The organism is Mesorhizobium sp. WSM4841 (assembly GCF_055811515.1).
Genome location: NZ_JBVVQC010000014.1, coordinates 34,995 through 54,454 on the forward strand (window position 1 = coordinate 34,995; position 19,460 = coordinate 54,454).

18 protein-coding genes are annotated in these 19,460 nt (G+C 64.1%); 9 read left to right on the top strand and 9 right to left on the bottom strand.

Features of this window, described 5'->3' with window-relative positions; genetic code table 11:
* Positions 1–7 precede the first annotated feature (7 nt).
* Positions 8–769 carry an SDR family NAD(P)-dependent oxidoreductase gene (locus AC0L14_RS18020; RefSeq protein ID WP_473485885.1) on the top strand — a complete coding sequence of 254 codons (762 nt, stop codon included), beginning with the start codon at positions 8–10 and terminating at the stop codon, positions 767–769.
* 16 nt (positions 770–785) lie between these two features.
* Here AC0L14_RS18020 and AC0L14_RS18025 read toward each other — a convergent pair whose 3' ends face one another.
* The 8 genes from AC0L14_RS18025 to AC0L14_RS18060 all read right to left on the bottom strand — a co-directional run bounded on the left by AC0L14_RS18025 (position 786) and on the right by AC0L14_RS18060 (position 9,060).
* On the bottom strand, positions 786–2,294 hold the full coding sequence (locus tag AC0L14_RS18025; protein WP_473750241.1) for an aldehyde dehydrogenase family protein: 1,509 nt from the start codon (positions 2,292–2,294) through the stop codon (positions 786–788).
* Positions 2,295–2,456: 162 nt separating this feature from the next.
* A complete protein-coding gene (locus tag AC0L14_RS18030) occupies positions 2,457–2,801 on the bottom strand; it encodes a cupin domain-containing protein (protein ID WP_473750242.1) in 345 nt (114 codons plus the stop codon).
* A gap of 24 nt (positions 2,802–2,825) precedes the next feature.
* Positions 2,826–3,335: a cupin domain-containing protein gene (locus AC0L14_RS18035; RefSeq protein ID WP_473750243.1), complete on the bottom strand. Its 510-nt coding sequence runs from the start codon at positions 3,333–3,335 to the stop codon at positions 2,826–2,828.
* Between the two features lie 73 nt (positions 3,336–3,408).
* Entirely contained in the window at positions 3,409–4,683 is a 1,275-nt protein-coding gene (locus tag AC0L14_RS18040) for a glycosyltransferase (protein ID WP_473750244.1), read from the bottom strand.
* 17 nt (positions 4,684–4,700) lie between these two features.
* A complete protein-coding gene (locus AC0L14_RS18045; RefSeq protein ID WP_473750245.1) occupies positions 4,701–5,774 on the bottom strand; it encodes an ABC transporter ATP-binding protein in 1,074 nt (357 codons plus the stop codon).
* Positions 5,771–6,562 (bottom strand): ABC transporter permease, encoded by a 792-nt coding sequence (locus AC0L14_RS18050; RefSeq protein ID WP_473750246.1) that lies wholly within the window; start codon positions 6,560–6,562, stop codon positions 5,771–5,773. Before AC0L14_RS18050 ends, AC0L14_RS18045 begins: the two co-directional genes overlap by 4 nt.
* Before the next feature lie 186 nt (positions 6,563–6,748).
* On the bottom strand, positions 6,749–7,591 hold the full coding sequence (locus AC0L14_RS18055) for an ABC transporter permease (RefSeq protein WP_473750311.1): 843 nt from the start codon (positions 7,589–7,591) through the stop codon (positions 6,749–6,751).
* A gap of 404 nt (positions 7,592–7,995) precedes the next feature.
* On the bottom strand, positions 7,996–9,060 hold the full coding sequence (locus AC0L14_RS18060) for a polyamine ABC transporter substrate-binding protein (protein WP_473750247.1): 1,065 nt from the start codon (positions 9,058–9,060) through the stop codon (positions 7,996–7,998).
* 234 nt (positions 9,061–9,294) lie between these two features.
* Between AC0L14_RS18060 and AC0L14_RS18065 the strand changes: the two genes are divergently transcribed.
* The 8 genes from AC0L14_RS18065 (at position 9,295) to AC0L14_RS18100 (ending at position 19,121) form a co-directional block, all read left to right on the top strand.
* Positions 9,295–10,233 carry a GntR family transcriptional regulator gene (locus tag AC0L14_RS18065; protein WP_473750248.1) on the top strand — a complete coding sequence of 313 codons (939 nt, stop codon included), beginning with the start codon at positions 9,295–9,297 and terminating at the stop codon, positions 10,231–10,233.
* 8 nt (positions 10,234–10,241) lie between these two features.
* Entirely contained in the window at positions 10,242–11,522 is a 1,281-nt protein-coding gene (locus tag AC0L14_RS18070) for a glycosyltransferase (RefSeq protein WP_473638524.1), read from the top strand.
* Positions 11,523–11,559: 37 nt separating this feature from the next.
* A complete protein-coding gene (locus AC0L14_RS18075) occupies positions 11,560–12,912 on the top strand; it encodes a glutamine synthetase family protein (protein ID WP_473638523.1) in 1,353 nt (450 codons plus the stop codon).
* Positions 12,912–14,216, top strand: a complete 1,305-nt coding sequence (locus AC0L14_RS18080) for an NAD(P)/FAD-dependent oxidoreductase (RefSeq protein WP_473750312.1) — start codon at positions 12,912–12,914, stop codon at positions 14,214–14,216. Before AC0L14_RS18075 ends, AC0L14_RS18080 begins: the two co-directional genes overlap by 1 nt.
* A 171-nt stretch (positions 14,217–14,387) precedes the next feature.
* Positions 14,388–15,419 (top strand): BMP family protein, encoded by a 1,032-nt coding sequence (locus AC0L14_RS18085; protein WP_473750249.1) that lies wholly within the window; start codon positions 14,388–14,390, stop codon positions 15,417–15,419.
* Between the two features lie 215 nt (positions 15,420–15,634).
* Positions 15,635–17,125, top strand: coding sequence for an ABC transporter ATP-binding protein (locus tag AC0L14_RS18090; RefSeq protein WP_473525987.1), 1,491 nt, complete (start codon positions 15,635–15,637; stop codon positions 17,123–17,125).
* Entirely contained in the window at positions 17,125–18,180 is a 1,056-nt protein-coding gene (locus AC0L14_RS18095; protein WP_473750250.1) for an ABC transporter permease, read from the top strand. The genes AC0L14_RS18090 and AC0L14_RS18095 overlap by 1 nt, the downstream gene beginning before the upstream one ends.
* Entirely contained in the window at positions 18,177–19,121 is a 945-nt protein-coding gene (locus AC0L14_RS18100; RefSeq protein ID WP_473750251.1) for an ABC transporter permease, read from the top strand. Before AC0L14_RS18095 ends, AC0L14_RS18100 begins: the two co-directional genes overlap by 4 nt.
* A 17-nt stretch (positions 19,122–19,138) precedes the next feature.
* Here AC0L14_RS18100 and AC0L14_RS18105 read toward each other — a convergent pair whose 3' ends face one another.
* Positions 19,139–19,459, bottom strand: coding sequence for a hypothetical protein (locus AC0L14_RS18105; protein WP_473750252.1), 321 nt, complete (start codon positions 19,457–19,459; stop codon positions 19,139–19,141).
* Position 19,460 lies beyond the last annotated feature (1 nt).

Sequence of the window (19,460 nt, forward strand, 5' to 3'; positions counted from 1 at the left end):
TCGCATCATGATTCTGAAAGATCGCATTGCCGTGGTGACGGGCGCCGGCTCGGGCATCGGGCGCGCCGGTGCCATGGTCATGGCCAGGGAAGGCGCGGTGGTTGTGGTCGCCGACAGGGATCAGCCTGCGGGCGAAGCCACGGCTTCCGGCATCCGAGCAGCCGGCGGCCGGGCCGAAGCGGTCGCGACCGATGTTGGTCAGGACGCGGCGGTCGAGCAACTCATTGCCGACACACTGGGCAAACATGGCCGGATCGATATCCTGCACAACCATGCCGGGGTCCAGGTCGGCGGCACGCTGACCGAAGTCGGCATCGACGGGATGGATGCCTCCTGGCGGATCAACGTACGGGCGCAGTTCCTCGCGGCCAGGCTCGTCATGCCATCGATGATCGAACAGGGCGGCGGTGTCATCTTGAACACCGCCTCGAATTCGGGTGTGTTCTACGACCGCGAGATGATCGCCTACGCAACCTCAAAACATGCCGTGGTGGCGATGACCCGGCAGATGTCGCTCGACTATGCCAAGCACAATGTCCGCGTCAACGCGCTCTGCCCGGGCTGGGTCGACACGCCCTTCAACGAGCCGTTCATCGCCCAGATGGGCGGGCGGGACGCGATCGAACGCTACGTTCGCACCAAGATTCCCATGCAGCGCTGGGCCAGCGCGGAAGAAATAGCCGAGGCGATCCTGTTCCTCGTCTCCGATCGCTCGTCCTTCATGACCGGCCAAGCGCTGGTGATCGACGGCGGCGAGAGCATCGGCTGACGCAGCCGTTCATATCTCATACGTGCTTGCGGCCGCCGGCTTCGCGGAACCAGCTGTCGGGATAGGGATACCACCAGTCCTGGATCGCTGGCTTGTGGTCGATGATGACCATCTTCGAGCGGCGGAAGGCATCGAGCCCCTGGCGGCCGAGCTCGCGGCCGAGGCCCGACGCCTTCCAGCCGCCGAACGGCAGTGCGTCATTGTCGATCAGCGGGTTGTTGACCCAGACCATGCCGGCCTCGAGCCGCTCCGCTGCCTCATGCGCCTCGGCGAGATCGGTGGTGAAGACGGAGGCGCCGAGCCCGAACGGGCTGTCATTGGCAAGCTCTATCGCCTCGTCGAAATCCTTGACCCGGCAGATCGCGGCGACCGGACCGAAACATTCTTCGCGCACGATCGCCATGTCAGGGGTGACGCCGGTCAGGATCGTCGGCTCGTAGAACCAGCCGACATTGTGCGCCGGTGGAATGCGCCCGCCGGTGACGGCCTTGGCGCCGCTGCGGATCGCATCATCGACCAGCCGCATGACTTTTGCCCGCGCCGCCTCGCTGACCAGCGGCCCGATCTCGGTCTTGTCCAGCCCGTTGCCGATGCGCAGCGCCCGTGTCTTCTGCGCAAACAGCTCGACAAAACGGTCGTGAACGGCATCGACGACGAAAAAGCGTTCGGCCGAGGTGCAGACCTGGCCGGTGAGATGGAACGCGGCGGTGACGCTGCCGGCTGCCGCCACCTCGAGCGGGGCGCGTTGGCTGATGATCAGCGGATCGCTGCCGCCGGCCTCGATAACGCAAGGCTTCATGCGTTCGGCGCAAGCGACGGCTACAGCCTTGCCGGCGGCGACCGAGCCGGTGAAGGCGACGGCATGGGTGCGATCGGAAGCGATCAAAGCCTGCGCGGTGGCCGCCCCGCCGGGCAAGCAGGAAACCAGGCCCTCCGGCAGGGAGCGGAACACCGTCATGTACTCCAGCGTCGACAATGTCGTCGCTTCGGCCGGCTTGATGACGCAGGCATTGCCGGCGGCAAGCGAGGCGGCAACGGTCCAGCACATCAACAGGATCGGGAAATTGTAGGGCATGATGTGCACGGACGTGCCGTAAGGCTCGTAGCGCGCATATTGAAACGAACCGGCCTGCGTGGTGCCGGCAATCTTGCCGGCGTCGTCACGCGCGATTTCGGCGTAGTAGCGGAAGATCGGCGCGCAGTTGGCGATCTCGCCGATCGCTTCCGGATAGGGCTTGCCCATCTCGCGCACCATCAGCTCGGCGCAGCGCGTGAAGTCGGCCGCCTCGATGGCGTTGGCGACTGCGTGCAGATGCCTGGCACGGCTCTTGGCGTCGAGTTTTTTCCACGCCGCCTGCGCCTTGGTCGCCGCGGTCAGCACGGCGTCGACCTCGCCATCGCTGGCTGCGGTAATCGCGCCGACGGTTTCCAGCGTCGCCGGATCGATCACCGGCTTTGCCGCACCGGTCATCGGCCGATAGTCCGAATTGACGAAGAAGGTCGGCCGGTCAGGTGAAAAGTCCATTCTGTCCTCTCGTGTGTGCAGAGCCTTTTTGAGAATTCGCCCTGCCGAGACAGATGATGTTGTTTTCGAGAACCGAAGCGGAGCGGACGTTGCAGTCCGTGAGCATCGGAAGCGGAGAAAACCGCGTCAGGTGTCCGGCAGGGGTAGAATTATCGAGAAAGCTCAGCGGATCATGTAGACCTTCTTGATGGTTTCGTGGACGGTGCAGACGCCCTTCCAGTCCTGCGGAAAGAACGCTGCGGTGTCCGGTTCGATGTCGATCGCCTCGCCGGATTCGTGGACATAAGTGCAGTGGCCCTCGAGAAAATGGCAGAACTCGTCGCGGGTGACGTGGCAGTGCCATTTGCCCGGGGTGCAGACCCACAGCCCGCATTCGGAGCGGCCCTCCGGACCCTTGTGCAGCAGCTTGCCCGAGGTGCGGGATTCCCCCTCGATCATGGTGGGGATGACGCCCCAGTCGACGAGATCGGTGATGGCGAGCGGCGATTTCATGATCGGTGTCGGCATGTCGTGAAGCTCCAGTGGCTGGCTTCAGGCCAGCATGTAAATGTTGCGGATGGTCTCGTGGACGGTGCATTCGCCCGCCCAGCCGGCCGGGAACATGACCACCGTGGCGGCGGAGACGTCTATCACCTCGCCGTCGTCCGATCGGTAGGTCGCGCGGCCAGCAACGAAATGGCACAATTCGTCGCGCGGGATCGCCAGCCGCCAGCGGCCGGGCGTGCAGACCCAGATGCCGGATTCGGGCTGGTTGTTCGGCCCCTTGTGGACGAGCCTGCCGGTGGAGTGCGAAGCGCCTTCCAGCGCATCCGGCTGTGCGCCCCAGTCGACGAGGTCGGTGCGGGTCGAGGCTTGGTGGAGATGTGGCGCGGAGGAGGTTATGTGGGTTCTCCGCCATGCTTGTGCTTGACGTGTCCGCGCTCTACGGCGCCCCCCTCTGTCCTGCCGGACATCTCCCCCACTTGGGGGGAGATCGGCAGCTTCGCCGAAAACGCCCCCTTTGCGATGTTGGCGATAAACGAAAACAGTGATGACGGCCAATCTCCCTCCAAGTGGGGGAGATGTCCGGCAGGACAGAGGGGGGCGCGAAGGAACGCCATACCCATCAGCCCGCTCACAGCAACGTTTCCAGCAGACCGACAGCCTTCTCCGGGCCGTTCTGCGCCTGCATCTGCGCCGATGTCTTCGCCAGCTTGGCCTTGATTGCCGGGTCGGTCAGGCAAGATTCAATTTTCGCGATCAGCTCGGCGTCGGTCCAGTCGTAGCGCGGCATGCCGAAGCCGTGGCCGGTCTCCTCGACCCGTGTCGCGTTGTCGTGGCCGTCCCAGACATAGGGCATGATGATCGCCGGCTTGCCGAAATAGAGGCACTCGGTGAACGAGTTGTTGCCGCCGTGATGGATCACCGCATCGACCTGCGGGATGACCGAAGGTTGCGGGAACCAGCTCTCGACGATGACGTTTTCGGGCACCTGCGCGTACTGGTCCTTGTAGCCGCCGACATTGACCAGCGCCCGGTAGCGCGTCTTGCCCAGCGTCGCGATGATGCGCTTCAGCAGGTCGACATCGCCGGCGCCAAGACTGCCGAAGGAAACATAGAGCAGCGGCCCGTCATTGTTTTTCGCGAAGGTCGGCACGGTGTAGGGCTTCTCCTGCCGCACGCAGCCTTCCAGATACTGGAACTTTGCCGGGTCGAGCGGACGGCGGCGCTTGAACTTTGCCGCCTCGGGATAGAGCAGCAAATTGAGGTAGGGCGAGGCCTCGAAGAACTGGCCGATCGGATAAGGCGCTTCGTTGTTCGCTTTCAAGAATGCATTGAAGTCGTCATGGATCGGCTTGATGACGGCGTTGAAATGGTTGCGGTAGCGCTCATGACAGGCGTGGTCGTTCTCGCCGCAGCCGGACAGATGCGGCGGGATATCCTCGTCCTCGATCTCGTTTTCCGAGCAGGAGATGACGCGCACCCATGGCTTGCCATACTGCTTGATCGCCGGGAACAGGATGACGTTGTCGACGCAGATGACATCGGGCTTGATCGTCGCAAGCACACCGGGCAGGTCCTTCTCAGCCCATTTGGCGCTGTCGACGATCGCCGTCCAGCAATCCTTCACGTAATTGTCGACCTGGTCGTAGGGCGATTTGCGGAAATTCGGGATATGGCCGTTGATGAAGTCTTCCCAGAACTTGGCCATCTGTTCCGGCGGCATCGGCTCGGACAGGTTCACCGGATGGGCTTCGAAGCCGTAGCCCTTGTAGACGTCGATAAAGCCGGGATCCGACAGGAACACCGCTCTGTGGCCGTGCGCCTCGACCGCCTGGGCGATACCGACGGAATTGAGCGCCGGGCCATAGGCCGCTTCCGGAAAAAACGCGATCGTCTTCTGCGCCATGAAAGCTTCTCCTTCAATCAATCTGCGAAAATTCTGACGTCGGCGGTGTCCCAGCCGAGCTCGACCGCATCGCCTGACGAGACCGGGCGGCGGTCGGCGGCATCGGCGGTGACGCGCACCAGGAACGGCTTTGGCGACAGAGCGGTGCGGACATGCAGCTGCAGGTCGAGCCCCTGATAGGCCAGCGCTTCGACGGTGCCAGCAACACGGTTGGCCGTTTCTGCCGACGGGAACAGCCGGATGCGTTCGGGCCGCACCGAAGCGACCGCCGCAGCACCGGGCGAAAGTGTTGCGGGAAGTTTGCCTGATATCCGCGCACCATTGGCCGCCAGCACGCCGTCGGCGGTGGCGCGGCCGGACACGAAATTCATGACGCCGATGAAGTCGGCGACGAAACGGTCCGCCGGATACTCGTATACCGCGTGCGGGGTGTCGCATTGCAACAGCTTGCCGTCCCTGAGCACCGCCATGCGGTCGGCCATGACCAGCGATTCCTCCTGGTCATGGGTGACGATGACGAAGGTGATGCCGACCTCGTGCTGCAGGCGCTTCAATTCGAGCTGCATGGCGCCGCGCAATTTCTTGTCGAGCGCACCGAGAGGCTCGTCGAGCAGAAGCAGCCGCGGTCGCTTGACGAGCGCCCGGGCAAGCGCGACGCGCTGCTTCTGCCCGCCCGACAATTGCTCCGGCTTGCGGTCGGCGAAGGGAACGAGCTCGGTCGTCGCCAGGATGGCGTCGACGCGCGAGCGGATTTCCTTTGCCGGCAAGCGTTCCATTTCAAGGCCGTAGGAGACATTGGCCCTGACGCTCATATGCGGAAATAGCGCATAGGACTGGAACATCAGATTGACCGGCCGCTTGTTGGGCGGCGTCCGGGCGATGTCGCGGCCGTCGAGCAGGATGCGCCCGTTATCGGGCGTCTCGAAACCGGCCAGAATGCGCAGCAGCGTGGTCTTGCCGCAGCCCGAAGGTCCGAGCAAAGCGAAGAACTCATTCTCACGGATATCGAGCGAAATGCCGTCGACGGCGGTCACCCGACCGAAATTCTTCGACACTTTGTCGATCGCCAACAGCGTGCGGGGTGCGCTCATTGGCCGATCACCCCACGGTTGAGCCGCTGCGACAGGGTCAGCGCTGTGATCGAGACCGCCATGACGATGGTCGCCAATGCGTTGATCTCCGGAGTGATGCCGAAGCGGATCATCGAATAGATCTGCATCGGCAGCGTGGTCGAGGCGCGGCCGGCGCCTGACGTAAAGAAGGCGATGATGAATTCGTCGACCGAAAGGGTGAAGGCGAGCAGTGCGCCAGCGACGACCGCAGGCAGGATGACCGGCAATGTCACCCGCCTGAAGGTGGTGATTGCGGAAGCGCCGAGATCGGCGGAGGCCTCGACGATCGACCAGTCGAAGCTCTTCAGCCGCGCGCGCACCACCGAACAGACGAAGGCGAGGTTGAAGACGACATGGGCGAGGATGATGGTGTGCAGGCCCAGGGTGAAATCGAGCAAAGAGAAGAAACTGAGCAGCGCGATCGCCAGCACGATGTCGGGAATGATCATCGGCGCAAAGATCAGCGCCTCGAGGCCGCTCCCATATTGCCGGCGTATTTCGACGCCGATCGCCAGCAGAGTGCCGAACAGCGTGGCGATGGCGGTCGAGACCAGCGCCACGATCAGCGTGTTGAGGGCGGCGGAAAGGATCGCGGCGTTTCCGGCAAGCGAGGCATACCATTTCAGCGAAAAGCCCGACCAGACGGTCGGCAGCCCGCCTTGATTGAAGGACAGCGCCACCAGCACGGCGATCGGAATGTAGAGGAAGGCGAAGACGAGGATGAGAATCGTTCGCAGGCCGAAGATGCGGGCAAACGACTGGGTCATGATGGCCGCCGCTTGAAGGTATAACGGTGAGCGAGCGGCCAGCGTCCTTCTCCCCGTTTACGGGGAGAAGATGCCGGCAGGCAGATGAGGGGCAACGCCCAACATTGCCGGCGTTTGCGCCGCCCCTCATCCGCCCCTTCGGGGCACCTTCTCCCCGTGAACGGGGAGAAGGAAAGGAGGGAGCGCTCAGCCATCGGCTGCTCCTTTCGCTTCGGCGATACGGCCCGCGGCGCGATCTGCGGCCAGGGCCTGCGCCGTCAGCACCAGCAGCATGATGGCGATCAGCGCCATCGCCAGTGCTGCGCCGAACGGCCAGTCATTGGCGGTCAGGAACTGGTCGTAGACGAGATTGCCGATCATCTGGAAACGGCCGCCGCCGAGCAGTGCGGGCGTTACGAAATTGCCGATAGACAGCACGAAGACGAAGACCGCCCCGGCGGCGATACCCGGCACCGTCAGCGGCAGGATGACCCGGCGAAATGTGGTCATGGCCGAAGCGCCAAGATCGCGCGATGCCTCGGCGAGCTCCGGATTGAGTCGCGACAGCGGCGCGTAGCAGGCCAGGATGACGAAGGGCAGATAATTGTAGACCAGCCCGGCGATGACGGCGCCTTCGGTGTAAAGCATCGACGGCGGCTCGCCGGTGTAGCCGAACCAGCGCAAGAGTTGGGTGATCAGGCCTTCACGGTTGAGCAGCACGATCCAGGCATAGGTGCGGATCAGGTAGTTGGACCAGAACGGCAATACGGCGAAGAACAGGAATACCGGCTGCAGCCGGCGCGGTGCCGCAGCGATCGCATAGGCGGCGGCATAGCCGATCACCACGGCGATCAGGGTTGCCGTGCCGGCGATGCGCGCCGAATTGAGGAAGATGCCGGCATAGAGCGGGTCGAAGACCAGCCCGAAATTCTCCAGCGTGAAGGTGTATTCGATGCCACCATAGATGCCGCGCCGGAAGAAGGCGAGCGCCAGCACCAACGCGCATGGCACCACCATCAAGGCGGTGAGCCAGGCCAGCGCCGGCGCCATCAGCAAAGAGGAGCGAGAGGGGACGAAAGATCTCATTGAGGAGTACCCCCCTCTGGCCTGCCGGCCATCTCAAAGGCATCGAATTTGTGTTTGGACAGGCGCCCCGTCACCCGGATTGCCAACCGAATTGCGAAGGGCCATTCGGGGCAATCCGACCTCTCCCGGAGGGGAGAGGAGGTCGTCGGCGCTGGCGCCTGCCTCTTCTCGCCAGCGGGGAGAAGGTGGCCGCCCACGGGTCTTGCCTCCGGCAAGCCCGAGGACAGGCTCCGCGGCCGGATGAGGGGGTGCTGCGCCGGAGATTGGCGACAGGCCGCAATCCAGCCGATCTCCCCCCTTGAGGGGGAGATGGCCGGCAGGCCAGAGGGGGGCGTGAAGGAACGCAAGCCTGATTCCAGATCCCGAAACTATTGCGCGGCCTTGATCTCGCTGACGATCTTCGAATAGTCGCGCTGGGCATCGCCGACGTCGCGCAGCTGCTCGAATTTGACCAGTTCGGCCACCGGCATGGCCATATTGGGGAATTTGGCGAGGAAATCGGCCGGCAGGCTTTCCATAGCCGGCTTGTTCGGCACCTTGTAGTCGATGTTCTGGGCCGCCCAGGCGTGGTTCTTGGCGTCCAGCATGAAGTTGATGAACTGGAAGGCGGCGTCCTTGTTGGCCGATGCCTTCATCACCACCATCGTATCGACCCACAGGTCCGAGCCTTCCTTGGGTATGGTGTATTTAATCTGCGGATTTTCGGCTATGCCGTAATTACACCAGCCATCCCATGCCTGCACCATCAGCGCCTCGCCCGAGACCAGCTTCGAATAGAAAGTGGTGTCGTCATAGGCGAGCAAAGTCTTCTTGGCCGAGATCAGCAGGTCCTTGACCTCGGCGAGCTTGGCGGGATCGGTCTCGTTGACCGAATAGCCCTTGGCGAGCTGGCCGGCGGCAAGCAGCCAGCGGTCAGTTGCCAGCATGGTGGTCTTGCCCTTGAGCGCATCGGACGGGGCGAGAAGATCGTTCCAGCTGGCCGGCTCAGTCTTGACCAGATCCGAGCGGTAGCAGAGGCCGGTAGTGCCCCAGGTGTAAGGCACGGAAAAATTGTTGCCGACGTCGTGCGGCAGCTTCGCCGCCTCGGGATAGAGATTGGCGAGGTTGGGGACCTTGGCGTGGTCGATCGTTTCGATCAGGCCGAGCTTGTTCAGCACTTCGGCGAAGGGCGAGGAGACGAAGACCACGTCATAGCCCTTGCCGCCCGAAGCGACGAGCTTGCCCATGATCTCCTCATTGGTTGCGTGAACGACAACCTCACCGGAAACGCCAGTCGCTGCTTTGAAGGCGGCCATGGCATCCGGCGCCATGTAGCCGTCCCAGTTGGAAATGACGAGGTCGGCGGCGGCCGCCGGCGCCGACAGCGCCATGGCGAGGCCAAGCGCGATCGAGGATGTTTTTAACGAACGGTGCCGCAGGGTGGTAGCGGTCATGACAGACTCCCATTCTGGTTGATCGTCGAATTCAAATCGTCGGACCAGCGCTTGCGATCATGCCGCCGCTTCGATCCTGTTCCCCGGTCTTTTTGTTGCCGATTGATGTTACAGTACTATTGCATAAAAAAGTACGTCAATCCATAATTTGCCAGATCGCTGCGAAATCGCCGATTGTGTCTACAAGGGCGATCGGTCAAACCGCAGCGGTCAAGCCCGTTCACGAGAATCGCCATGCAAGCCGTTGCCAGACGACCACGTACCAACCATCTCGATCTCGCTCAGCGCATTCTCGATGTGGCCCGGCAACGCGGCTTCGAGGCCGGCGCTCATCTCCCGGAACAGCAGATCGCTTCTCTCTGCAACGTCTCGCGGACCCCGGTGCGGGCCGCGTTGCGCCTGCTCACCGAAAAAGGCGTGGTGCGCTGGGAAGCTGAATCCGGCTATCGGCTGGCCGTCGACCTCACCAACCAGGCGACCGCTGCCGCCGACCTGCCGAGCGCCGAAGAAGACGAACTCGCGGAGATGATCCTGCGCGACCGGTCGGCGCGCCGACTGGATCAGACGGTGACCATCGGCGCGCTGATGCGGCGGTATGATGCCGAGCGGAAGACGGTACTAAAAGCGCTAAAGAAACTGACAGACGAAAATCTTCTGGACCGAGCACCGGGACAGTCCTGGCTGTTCAGGCGAGCGCCTGACGATCCGGAGGCACAAGGGGAAAGCTACGAGTTCCGCCTGATGCTGGAACCCGCCGCCATTCTGGCGTCTGGCTTTCGGCTGGACGGGACCCGCGCGGCAGCCTTGCGCCAGGGCATGGAAACGCTGCTGGCGCTGCCCGACGCCGCGTTCGATATCAGAGAGTTCCAGCGGCTGGACATCGATTTTCACGGCATGATCGCCGACGGCGCCGCCAATCGGTTCGTCACCGACGCGCTGTCCGATCACCTCAGGCTGCGCCGGCTGCCGGGGACTTATGCCGGCGTCAACGTCTTCCGGCTGAAACAATCGCTGCGCGAGCACCTGACCATACTCGACCAATTGGAAAGCCGGCAGTATGAGGTTGCAGCCGATCTGCTTCGCGTCCACCTGCGGTTGTCCCGCAGTCAGCGGCCGCAGGCGGCCAGTCGCGGGGCCCCCGCATTGTTCGGCATGATCAGCCGGCCGGAATAACGAGGAACATGCGCAAAGCCAGCCCGACCATCGCGCTGTTTCCCGAAGCGAGCTTCGGCGCCGCGCTCAATTGCGTCGGCATCGCACAGGCCTTGCGCGCAAGGGGCGCCCGGCCGGTGTTCATCTGTCACGCCGGCTTTTCCGGCGTGTTTGCCGACTACGGGTTTCAGGAATACCAGTTGCCGACCGACGATCCGCTGACCGACAGCGAGCGCCAGAGCTACTGGCAGGCGTTCGTGCGCCGCCATCTGCCGCATTTCAGGCTGAGCCCGATCGACCAGCTCGAAACCTACGTCGCCCCGACCTGGGAAGCGATCGTCGATACCGCGGTCAATGCCGAGGCGCCGCTGCGCCAATTGCTGGCCAGGCTGAAGCCGGATGCCGTGGTGCTCGACAACGTCATCATGTTTCCGGCGCTGGCTGCCGCCGGCTGCCCCTGGGTGCGCGTCGTCTCCTGCGCCGAGACCGAGCTACCCGACGCCGATGTACCCCCCTATCTGTCCGGGCTCGCCGCCGACGACCCGAGCCGTGCGGCCTTCGAGGTCCGTTATCTGGCAGCGGTCGCTCCGGCGCATGATCGGTTTAACCGGCTTCGGACCGACGCTGGACTTGCGCCCTTGCCGAAGGGTCTTTTTCTGGAAGCTTCGCCTGACCTCAATTTGCTGCTGACTCCGACGATCGTGCGCAGGGAGCGGGCAGAGCCGCTCGACCCGGCCCGCTTCGTCTATCTTGAAGGCTGCGTCCGCTCGGAAGGGCCGTTCGACGTGCCGGTCTTTCCGCGCAATGACGGGCCGCTGGTCTATCTCAGCTTCGGCAGCCTGGGCGCCATGGATGTCGGCCTGATTGAGCGCATGCTCACCTTGTTCGACCGGCTTCCGGCCCGCTTCATCGTCAATGTCGGTGGCCTGCGTGACACCTATCGCGCGGTTCCGGACAATGTCTATCTCGACGCCTGGTTTCCGCAGCCGTCGGTCGTTGCGAAATCCGACCTCTTCATCCATCACGGCGGCAACAACAGCTTTTGCGAAGCGCTGCGTTTCGGCGTGCCGTCGCTGATCATGCCCTATTGCTGGGACGGGCATGACAATGCGCGACGCGCCGAGGAAACCGGAGTCGGCCGCCACATCAGCCGCGATGGCTGGAGCGACGACGAACTGGAAAACGCCATCCTTGGCCTAATGGCCGATCGCGAGATGCGCTTTCGTCTCAAGGAGAATGCAGCCACCATGGCACGGGCGCCGGGAACCGACGCCACCGCCGAAGCCATTCTCGCCCTCGTAAGGACGTGACCTGATGCTCAACGCCACGACAACGGATGCACCGCAAATGACCCCAACGGAGGATCCGAAGGGATGGCTGGAGCAGCAGGGGATCAGGGAAGTCGAGTGCCTGGTGCCGGATGTGAATGGCGTGTTGCGTGGCAAGGCCCTGCCGAAGGCCAGGTTCCTGAAGTCGCTCGAGGACCGTGCGCTCTACCTGCCGAGCAGCGCCTTCCTGGTCTGCATAGACGGCCGCTATTCCGGTTCCAACGACGAGGGCTTCGGCTATCAGGACCCCGACATGCGGATGGTGCCGGATGTCGCGACGCTCTGCCTTGCACCCGGTGCCGGAGCAGGGAAAGCCTATGTCTTCGCCGATGCGTTTCACATGGACGACCGGCCGTGGATGGCCTCGCCACGTCATGTCTTGAGGGCCGTGCTTGATCTCTATCGCCAGCGCGGCTGGCGGGCAGTAGTCGCGCCGGAGCTCGAATTCTACCTGACCGCGCCCAATCCAGATCCCGATCGGCCGCTGACCGCACCGGTCGGGCGCAATGGCCGCCCCGAAACCGTACAGCACCCCTACGACATGGCGGCGCTGGAGGAGTTCGAGCCGGTGATCCGGCGCCTCTACGACTATGCCGCGGCGGCCGGGCTGCCGCTCGACACGCTGATCCACGAATCGGGCACGGCGCAGCTCGAGATCAATTTCCTGCATGGCGACGCGCTGCCGCTGGCCGACAAGGTGCTGCTGTTCAAGCGGTTGACGCGCCAGGCCGCGCAGGAAGGTGGCATGCATGCGACCTTCATGGCCAAGCCGATCGCCGCGCAAGCCGGCAGCTCCATGCATCTCCACATGTCGGTCATCGACGAGGCCGGGAATACGCTGTTTGCCGGGCGTGATGATGCCGACACCGAGATGTTCGGGCATTTCATTGGCGGCCTGCAGAAATACATTCCCGAGGTGATGCCGCTGTTTGCGCCGAACGTGAATTCGTTCCGCCGCATCCGGCCGAACCACAGCGCCCCCGCCAACATCGAGTGGTCGCATGACAATCGCTCCTGCGGCCTGCGCGTGCCGGCCGGCGGGCGGGCCGCGCGGCGGGTGGAAAACCGGCTGCCCGGCGCCGATGCCAACCCCTATCTGGCGATGGCCGGCTCGCTGCTCTGTGGCTATCTCGGCGTCGAGGAAAAGCTCTCGCGTTCGCCCGAGGCATCGGGCAATGCCTATCGCAGCAAGAGCACGCTGCCGAAAACCATGGAGGAGGCGCTCGACCGTTTCGCTGCGTGCAGTCCGGTTCGGGACTTGCTCGGCGAGGATTTCTTCCAGACCTATCTGCGCGTCAAGAGCGTCGAGCTCGACCTGTTCCAGAGCGTCGTCACCAGCTGGGAACGCGATCATCTGCTGCTCAAGGTATGATGATGGGCTTTAATTCTGGGGGCTTCAACTCCGGCCTGGATATCGGCAAATCCTATTATGTCGCGACGGCCAGTCCGGCTCCGGATCATCCGGCGTTGCAAGGCGACGTCGACGCCGATCTGGTGGTGGTCGGCGGCGGCTGTACCGGCCTGTCCGCAGCCCTTCATGCCGCCGAGCGCGGGCTGAAGGTGGTGCTCCTCGAAGGCGGCAAGATCGGCTGGGGGGCGTCGGGGCGCAATGGCGGCCAGATCATTCCCGGCCTGCGCAAGGGCGCCAAGGGCCTGGTCAAGCTCTATGGGCCCGAACGGGCGCGGGCGCTGTTCGATCTCGCCTTCGAGGCGCGCGGACTGGTGCTCGACCTGATCGAGCGCCACGCCATCGATTGCGACCTCCGGCTGACTGGCCATCTGGCCGGTGCGGTCAATGGCTCCGACCTGCGCGACCTCGAAGAAGAGGCCGATTGCCTTGCCACCGTGATGAATTTTCATGATGTAGAGATGCTGTCGTCAGCACAGGCGCGCGGAATGGTGAACACGCCCTATCACGGCGCGATGTACGAAAAGCTCGGCGGCGACATGCATCCGCTGAACTACACGCTGGGTCTTGCCCGCGCCGCGGCAGCGGCGGGCGTCAGTATCCATGAGAATTCGGTGGCGCTGCGGCTGGAGCGGGAACCTGCCATCAGGGTTGCGACGGCCAAGGGTTCGGTCCGGGCCAAGCATGTCGTGCTGGCGGGCGACGCGCTGCTCCAGGGGCTCGAGCCGCGCGTCAACAGCCGCATCATGCCGGTCGGCAACTACATCGTCGCCACCGAGCCGCTGGACGACCCGAGCGACGTCATCCCAAGCAATGTCGCCGTTTCCGACACCCGCTTCGTGGTCAACTACTACCGGCTGTCGGCGGACGGACGCCTGCTGTTCGGCGGCGGCGAGCGCTACACGCCGTCGCCGCCCGCCGACATTGCCGGCTTCGTGCGGCCGCATATGGAAAAGACCTTTCCGCAATTGCGCGGCCGCCGCATCGATCATGCCTGGGGCGGGCTGGTCTCGGTGACAACATCGCGCCTGCCGGATGTCGGCCACTATGGCGAGGTCTATTTTGCGCATGGCTATTCCGGCAAGGGCGTGATCCTGTCGACGCTGTCGGGAAAGCTGCTTGCCGAGGCGATCACCGGCGATGCTTCGCGGCTCGATCTGATTTCGACGCTGAGGCCAATGCCGTTTCCCGGCGGCACCGCGCTGCGCGGCCCGCTCTATGTGCTCGGCATGCTCTGGTACGCCATGCGCGACCGCATCAAGCATTGAGCGCAAGCGATCCACTGCCGCCGTGGTTGCGATGGAGGGCGGCCAGGTTGCAGCTTTTCCGCCGGCAAATTTGACCATGTGGACAAAGGTGGGGCTCCGTTCCATAGTTCTCTGGCTGATACTCAAGAGAACAAAGCCGGCTCGACGCGGCGCCAATCAGAGGGGCATGCAATGGAAAATGGGAAGAGCAAAATGCAATCGAAACGCGAAGGACTTTCGCGACGCAATGTGCTGGAACTCGGCGCGCTTGGCCTGGCGGCAGCCATGCTGCCGGGCAGTGCCTTGGCGCAGGACAAGAAGCTGAAGGTGGCGGCGATCTTCGCCACGCCGACCGAGGAGCCATGGGTCCACCAGATCCATGTCGCCCTGCAGAGGGCCGAGAAGGAACTCGGCATCGAATACAAATGGTCGGAGAAAGTGCAGACGGCCGACTTCAGCCGTGTCATGCGCGAATATGCGCAGGGCGGCTATGAGCTGGTGTTGGGCGATGCTTTCGCGGCCGAGCGCGAATCCCGCCGCACGGCCAAGCAGTTTCCGAAGATCGCCTTCCTGTTCGGCTCCGGCGCCGGGCCGGCCGAGCCGAATTTCGCAGTCTTCGATAACTGGATTCACGAGCCGGCCTATCTCTCCGGCCTGATCGCCGGAAAGATGTCGAAATCAGGCACGATCGGCGCCGTCGCGGCGATGGGCATTCCGGAAGTGAATCGGCTGGTCAATGCCTTCTTTGCCGGCGCCCGGGAGGTCAATCCTGATATCAAGAGGAAGGTCGCTTTCATCGGCTCCTTCTTCGACCCGCCAAAGGCGAAGGAAGCGGCGATCGCCCAGATCGACGCCGGTGTCGACGTGATCTATGCCGAACGTTTCGGCGTCATCGAAGCGGCGGTCGAGAGGAAGATCCTCGCCATCTCCAACATGTCCGACCAGTCCAACCTCGGCCCGGACACAGTGATCACCGGCCCGGTCTGGGACATGTATCCGACGGTCGAGCACGCGATCAAGCTGGTCAAGGCCGGCGTCTTCACCGCGCAGGACTATGGCGATTTCTCGCGCATGGCCAAGGGCGGCTCCTTTCTGGCGCCGTATCACAAATTCGACAAGACGCTGCCCGCCGACGTCAAGGAGCTGGTCGAAAAGAAAAAGGCAGAAATCCTCGACGGCAATTTCCGCGTTAACGTCGACGAGGAAACGCCGGTTTCGGATTGAGCGGCGCAGCAGCCCTCCCCCTTGAGGGGAGGGTGGCCTGAAGGACCGGGTGGGGTCCGCTGTGACGCGCTCCATCTTTATCGGTCTAAAGGTCGAGGCAGCTGAGGTGACCCCTCCCGCCTCGCTTCGCTCGGCACCCTCCCCTCAAGGGGGAGGGGTGTCAGCGCCATCTCTCACCAGGAGCACCCTTGTCAACGCCCGCCCCTCTCATCGAAATGCGCGGCATCTCCAAGAGCTTCGGCGCCGTCAAGGCGAACGAAGCCGTCGATCTGAGCGTCGCGCCGGGCGAAATTCTCGGGCTGCTGGGTGAAAACGGCGCCGGCAAGACGACGCTGATGAACGTGCTGTTCGGCGCCTATGCGCCGGACGCCGGTGAGATCCTGGTTCAGGGCCGGCCGGTGACGATCAACAGCTCGGCCGATGCGCTCGTCGCCGGCATCGGCATGGTGCACCAGCATTTTCATCTGGCGCCGCGGCTTTCGGTGCTGGAAAACCTGCTGATCGGCATTCCCGGCAAATCGGGCCGGATCGATCGCGCCGGTGGGCGGGCGCGGCTCAACGAGATCGGCCGGCAGCATGGGCTTACGCTCGATCCGGACCTTCCCGTCTCGGCGCTGTCGATCGGCGAGCAGCAGCGGCTCGAAATCGTCAAGGCGCTGTTTCGCGGTGCAAGGCTGCTGATCCTCGACGAGCCGACGGCGGTGCTGGCGCCGACAGAGGTCGACGGGCTGTTTTCGGCGTTGCGGTCGATGGCGGCCCAGGGTCTCGGCATCATCTTCATCTCGCATAAGCTCAACGAGGTGCGCGCGCTGACCCATCGCTGCGTGGTGCTGCGGCATGGCCGCGTGACTGGGCGCGTCGATGCCCCTGCCAGCACGACGTCGTCGGAAATGGCGCGGCTGATGTGCGGCCACGAGATCGTTCCGCCGGCCAGGGGACCGTCCACGCCGGGTGAGGCTGTGCTGACCCTTGACGGCATCTCGACCTCGCGCCATTCCGGCATGGCGCTCGCCGATGTCTCGCTCTTTGTCCGCGCGGGCGAGATCCTCGGCATTGCCGGCGTTTCCGGCAATGGCCAGCGGGCGCTGGCGGAGGTGGTCTCCGGCATTCGTGCGCCCGATGCCGGCCGGATGACGATAGCCGGCAAAATGGTCTCGCGATTCTCGCCGCGCGAGGTGCAGGCGCTCGGTCTCGGGCGTATACCGGAAGACCGCATGACGACCGGGCTGGTCACCAATCTGCCGCTGGCGGATTCGATGGTGCTGCCGCGCATCGGCACGGGGGCGTTCAGCCACAACGGCCTGCTCAGGTCCGACGCGATCCGCGCCTTCGCCGAAGCACAGATCAAGGCCTATGACATACGCTGCCCGGGACCGATGACGCGGGCCGGGGCGCTTTCCGGCGGCAATCTGCAGAAGGCGCTGCTGGCGCGCGAGCTCGCCTTCGACCCAAAGGTGCTGGTCGTGTCGCAGCCGACGCGCGGTCTCGACATTGGTGCGGCGCGCTTCATCCACGAGAAGTTCCTCGACATGCGTGCCAAGGGCTGCGGCATCATCGTCATCGGCGAGGATCTCGAAGAGCTGCTCATGCTCTGCGACCGCATTGCGGTGATGTATGAGGGACGTATCGTCGGTACGCTCGACAGCGCCGATGCCACCATCGCGCGGCTCGGCCTGATGATGACCGGGGCGGAGGGCCATAGTTGATGTTCCGTCTCGAAGCCCGCACCAGCACGCCCGGCTGGTTCAATCTCGCCCTGCCGCTGCTGGCGATCGGCGCGACATTGGTGCTGTGCAGCGGCCTCATCGCGCTGGCCGGCGCCGGGGTGATCGAGGCCTATGGCGTGATGTTCTCGGCGTCGCTGGGCGACAGCTACGCCATCACCGAAACGCTGGTGCGCGCGACCCCGATGATCTTTACCGGGCTTGCCGTCGCCGTCGCCTTCCGCGCCAAATTCTGGAACATCGGCGCCGAGGGGCAGTTGCTTGCCGGTGCGGTGGCGAGCTGCGCCGTCGGCGCCATCCCGATGCCGGGGCCGCTCGCCATGCTTCTGATGGCGGTGGCGGGCGCTGCCGCCGGTGCGGCAGTCGCTTTGGTGCCGGCGACGCTGCGCGTAAACTTCAGGGTTGATGACGTGGTCAGCTCGCTGCTGCTCAACTCGGTCATCTTCTATGCCCTGATGGCGCTGATCGAAGGCCCGTGGAAAGACAGTTTCAGCGGCTACCCGATCTCGCCGCCGATCGAGGATTCCGCGAATTTCCCGGTGCTGCTTGAAGGCACGCGGCTGCATCTCGGCGTCGTGGCGGCTTTCCTTGCTGCGCCGGTGATCTGGTTCCTGATTGCGCGCACGACGCTCGGCTTCAGGATCAGGGTCATCGGCGAGAATCCCGAGGCCGCGCGCTATGGCGGTATCCATGTCGAGCGGGTGCTGATCTCGACGGCGCTGCTGTCCGGCGCGCTGGCTGGCCTTGCCGGGGTCGGCGAGGTCGGCGGCGTGCATTTCCAGGTGATGAGCGACATCTCGCCGGGCTATGGCTATTCCGGCATCGTCGTCGCCATGCTGGCGAGGCTCAATCCGCTCGGCGTGGTGCCGGCGGCGCTCTTCCTCGCCGCCGTCATGACCGGCGCCGAGGCGATGTCGCGGGCGACCGGCGTTCCCGCCTTCCTCAGTGATGTCATCCAGGGAACCGCGCTGCTCGCCATGCTGGTGGCGCTGCTGTTCACCGCCTACCGCGTCCGCCGCGTGGGGACAGCCAGATGAGCGTGGTGCTCGAACAGATTTTTCAGGTCGGCTTCCTCGCCGCCATCATCCGCATTGCCACGCCGCTGGCTTTCGCAACGCTGGGCGAGATGTTCTCCGAGCGGGCCGGCGTGCTCAATCTCGGCATCGAAGGCATCATGCTGTTGTCGGCGATGACCGGCTTCACCGCGACCAGCCTCAGCGGCAGCCTGTGGCTCGGCGTGCTTGCGGCGATGCTGACCGGTGCGCTGATGGGTGCCGTGCATGCGCTGTTTACGGTGGCGCTCGGCCTCAGTCAGCATGTCTGCGGCATCGGCGTCACGCTGTTCTCGTCGGGCCTGGCCTATTTCCTCTACCGGCTGATCTTCGGCCAGCAATCGGTGCCGCCCAGCATCAAGAGTTTCGAAACGCTGCCGATCCCTGTTCTCTCCGACATCCCGGTGCTCGGACCGGCGGTATTCAACCAGTTTTCGCTGGTCTACATGGCGATGGCAGCCGTTCCCCTGGCCGCCTTCGTGCTCTATCGGACGCCGTGGGGCCTGTCGGTGCGCATGGTCGGCGAAAATCCACGCGCCGCCGACTCGGCCGGCGTCAGCGTCATCGCCACGCGCTTCCAAGCGGTGATCCTCGGCGGTGCCCTGATGGGGCTGGCCGGTGCCTTCCTGTCGATGGTGCAGTTCAACGCCTTCACCTTCGGCATCGTGTCGGGTCGCGGCTGGGTAGCAATCGCGCTCGTCGTCTTCGGCCGCTGGGACCCGTGGCGCTCGGCTGGGGCGGCGCTGCTGTTCGCCTTTGTCGACGCCTTGCAGTTGCGCATGCAGGCGAGTGGGCTTGGCCACATTCCCTATGAGGCGTTCCTGATGCTGCCCTTCATCTTCACCATCGTCGCCATGGCGGCAATGTCGCGCAATGCCGTCGCGCCTTCGGCGCTGCTCAAGCCGTTCCGCCGGGAGGAACGCTGACAGGCTGGGGGAAATTATCAGCCGCCGCTTAGCGCCCGCATCACATTCGGCAGCGCCGGCAACGTCAACAAAACCGTGCCGGCGAGCCAGATAGACGAGACGACGATGCTCCTGGGCTGCGCCGACCAGCGCTCATAAAGCGCGGCCGGCACGCCGGCGAGCATGATGGTCACCGTCGACAGGATCAGCGCACTTGCCATGTAAACGATCTGGCTTAAGGGAGGCGCCCAGCCCGGATACCAGATCGGATAGAGCAGGAACACCATCAGCACCCACGGCGAAAAGATACCGTTGACGATGGCGACCGCCATGACCGGCACAAGAGCGTTTCTGTCCATT